This window comes from Corallococcus terminator (genome assembly GCF_003611635.1).
GTDB classification, from domain to species: domain Bacteria; phylum Myxococcota; class Myxococcia; order Myxococcales; family Myxococcaceae; genus Corallococcus; species Corallococcus terminator.
Map to the genome: position 1 here is coordinate 1 of NZ_RAVZ01000579.1, position 2987 is coordinate 2987.

4 protein-coding genes are annotated in these 2987 nt (G+C 70.2%); 1 reads left to right on the top strand and 3 read right to left on the bottom strand.

The window, feature by feature from the left end:
- A partial coding sequence (locus D7V88_RS40275) for a hypothetical protein (protein ID WP_120545800.1) occupies positions 1-214 on the bottom strand: 214 nt, incomplete at its 3' end.
- 265 nt (positions 215-479) lie between these two features.
- On the opposite strand from D7V88_RS40275, the gene D7V88_RS40280 reads away from it, so the two are divergent.
- Positions 480-956 (top strand): hypothetical protein, encoded by a 477-nt coding sequence (locus D7V88_RS40280; RefSeq protein WP_120545797.1) that lies wholly within the window; start codon positions 480-482, stop codon positions 954-956.
- A 6-nt stretch (positions 957-962) separates the two neighbouring features.
- On the opposite strand, the gene D7V88_RS40285 is transcribed toward D7V88_RS40280, so the two are convergent.
- On the bottom strand, positions 963-2225 hold the full coding sequence (locus tag D7V88_RS40285) for a COG3014 family protein (RefSeq protein WP_120545798.1): 1263 nt from the start codon (positions 2223-2225) through the stop codon (positions 963-965).
- 64 nt (positions 2226-2289) lie between these two features.
- Positions 2290-2987, bottom strand: a 698-nt coding sequence (locus D7V88_RS43400) for a hypothetical protein (RefSeq protein WP_120545799.1), incomplete at its 5' end; no start/stop codon positions are given.

Below are 2987 nucleotides of genomic sequence, written 5' to 3' on the forward strand. Positions count from 1 at the left end.
GCCCCGACTCGCCCGCGAAGCGCCCCCCCGCCGCCGTGTCGCGCTTCTCCGCCGCCTCGCGCACGTGCAGCTTCCCGTCCAGGGGCAGCACGTCCAACAGCACGTTGAGCGAACCGTCCTTGTTCACGAACGCGCTGCCGGCGCGCACCCAGATGCTCCCGCCCTTGCCCTCGCGGATGGAGAACACCGCCAACCGCTTCCCCGCCGTCAGCATCTTCTTCAACCCTTCCCCTTCACGCCCGCGCCACCACGGCCCGGGCACCTCGCTGGCTTCGACCGCCTGAGGTCGGCTCGGGCTTGAGCAGTCCGCGTGCCAGGAGCTTCCTCCTCGGGGGGACTCGCGAGGGACCGTGCACGCACGCACGCGGCGTCCACGCGCGGGGATGGGCGTGGATGCTCCAGCGGTCGTCTTGTCGGGTGAGAGACCTGGTGGGTTGGAGGCTTGTTGCCAGGGCTGGCACGGGTTTCACTTCCCGCGCATGCGCCACGTCCTCCGGTGTCTGACCCTCGCGGGCGTCGTCCTCCTCGTCGGCTGTGGGGGAGGTCGCCAGCGGTTCGCGGAAGAGGGGTACCTGCAACAGCAGTTGTATGACCATTCCTACGACATCCCGCTGGACTCCCTCTGGACGGAGGCGAAGGCGGTGGCGGGCGTGGCGCACGGCGAAGAGCGGTCAGAGGAAGGTGTCCGGGTCTTCTTCATCCCGGCCCGCATGGGCGCCGCCGAGGGCGACACCGCTCCCCAAGAGCTTCCTGGGATCCTCATGCGTGGCTGGGAGCGGGACGGCCGCGGATACCTGCACATCTTCCACGTACGGTACGGCGCTCCGGTCCCTCGCTCCGACGACCTGGGGGCGCGGGCCTCGGACCTGGAGTTGAAGCTGCTCGCGCGCTTCCATCCCGAGGAGGCTCGGAGGTTCCAGGAGGGCGCGCGGCGGGCCGGGCAGCGCGCACGGTAGCTCCCCTCACTCCATCTGCACGACGAGGACCTGGGGCCTGCCCGGGACGATGTCCACCTCGTGCACCTGCTCCTTGTTTCCCGCGTGGAGGGTCACGGTCTGTCGGCCCTGGGGCAGCGACAGGCGCGCCACCTGGAATTCGGCGGGGAGGCTGAGCCAGCCCTGCTCCATTCGGGTGTTCACCTCGACGACGCGGCGGATGATCAGCGCCGCGCCCAGGGGCGGAACCAGCACGTAGCTGGCCGCCGCGCCCAGATTCACCGCGAGCGAGGGCGCCCGTTCGGTGTCGGCCATCGCCCCCAATGCACCCCGGCGGAGCAGCAGGTTCTCCATCGAGGTGACGGTCTCCGCCACCTGCGACCGCCCGGCCACCTCCGCTCGCGCCTTCGCGTGCGACCAGCTCCGGGTGCAGACGGACCAGACCTGCGTTCCCGCTCTCGGCACCTGACACCGCTCGGGAATCCGGCCTGCCTCCACGAAGACCACCAACTCCCCTTGGTCCGGGCCGACCTGCTCCCCGGGCCCTGGAAGCAGAGGCTCCAGCTCCGGCAGCTCCGGACGCCCCAGCCGCCGCGCTTCCGCGACGAGCCTGGGCAACAGGTGTGTCAGGGACGAAGGCGCTCCCGGAGGCGCCATCCGGGTGATGCGCCAGGCCTCCAGGTAGTCGATGAACGCGGAGTCCTCGTTGCCCGCAAGCTCGTGCGCGAGCGCGCTCACGTAGAGCCCGATGGAAAGCCGCTCCAGGTACGCGCGGAAGTCCTCATCGAAGGGCACGAGCGCGAGGCTGCGCTCCAGCTCCGTCCGGTGACGTGCTTCCAGATGGTGTCGCAGGTGCAGCGCGTTCGTGAGGCGTGCCTCCACCGCCGCGCCCTCGGGCCGCCCCAACTGGAGCTGATTGAGTGCGTTCAAGACATGCAGCGTCTGTCGCTCCAGCGTTCCCATCCGCCAGGGAGCACTGCCGAAGAGCTCCTGGGACAGCGACACCGTCTCGCGCGCATCCGCGAGCGCCGCCGCCTCGTTCAACACCCGAGCGCTCTGCTCCCAATCACCCGCCCGGTGCAGCAGCGCTCCTTGATCCACCGCGACCAGCAGCGCATCCAGTGAGGAGCGTTCAGCCTCCGCGGCCAGCTCCTGGCGGGCCTCGGTGTATCGCGCCGACTCCGTCAGGACCCGCACCTGGGCCGTCCGCTGCACATAGCTGGGCGAGCAGGCCCCCAGGGCGAGCAGGAAGGGGACTCCAAGGCATTGGATGGCGAGGCGGATGCCCATGGCACGGGTGAACGTAGCCCACCCCCCCTTCACGAAGGAGGGTGGGCGAGGTCGGCGAAGCGGGTCAGTGGTACGGGTCGGTGGGCGTGGGCTTGTTCACCTTGCCGAACTTCGCGATGCGGAACGACAGCTCCAGCAGGAAGTAGTTGCGCTTGAAGCGCTCCGGCTCGATGCCCGCGTTGACGTTCTGCTCGACGACGATGTCCGCGCCCAGGATGTGGTTGTAGGACGCGGCGAGACGGACGCCGCCGAAGTCGATGCCCGCCTGGGGCGCGACGCCGAAGAACCTGCCGCCCGACTGGCCGACCCCCGCGCCGCCATTGCCTGCGGCCACGGACTGGTTGGCCAGCGTGTACGCCCCGGCGCCCAGGCCCAGGAACGGGCGGACGCCGCTGTCACGGAAGAGGTACTCGCCCTTGAGGAGGCTGGCCACGGCCACGGCCGTGGAGACCGTCGCACTGCCATTTCCGGCGCTGCCGCCGCCGGAGATTCCCACTTCGAGCCGGGCACCCACGGCGATCTTGTCCGTGATGTTCCACTTGGGCTCGACGATGAGGCCGCCGCCATAGGTCGTGGGACCCGTTCCCATCAAGCCCGCGAGTCCCAGGTGGATGACCACGACGGGCTGCTGGCGCAGCTTGAGGGTGGGCTCTTCCGCACGTTCTTCGCCAAAGGGCGCATAACCCTCCTGTGACTCGGAGGCGGACTCGGGGGCCGCCGCGGCCAGGGCTGGCGCCCGCGGTTCGGGGGCCGCCGCGACGG

Excerpts from the sequence above, each read along its gene's own strand:
- D7V88_RS40280 (WP_120545797.1), top strand. The coding sequence starts at position 480 with ATGCGCCACGTCCTCCGGTGTCTGACCCTCGCGGGCGTCGTCCTCCTC.
- D7V88_RS40285 (WP_120545798.1), bottom strand. The coding sequence starts at position 2,225 with ATGGGCATCCGCCTCGCCATCCAATGCCTTGGAGTCCCCTTCCTGCTC.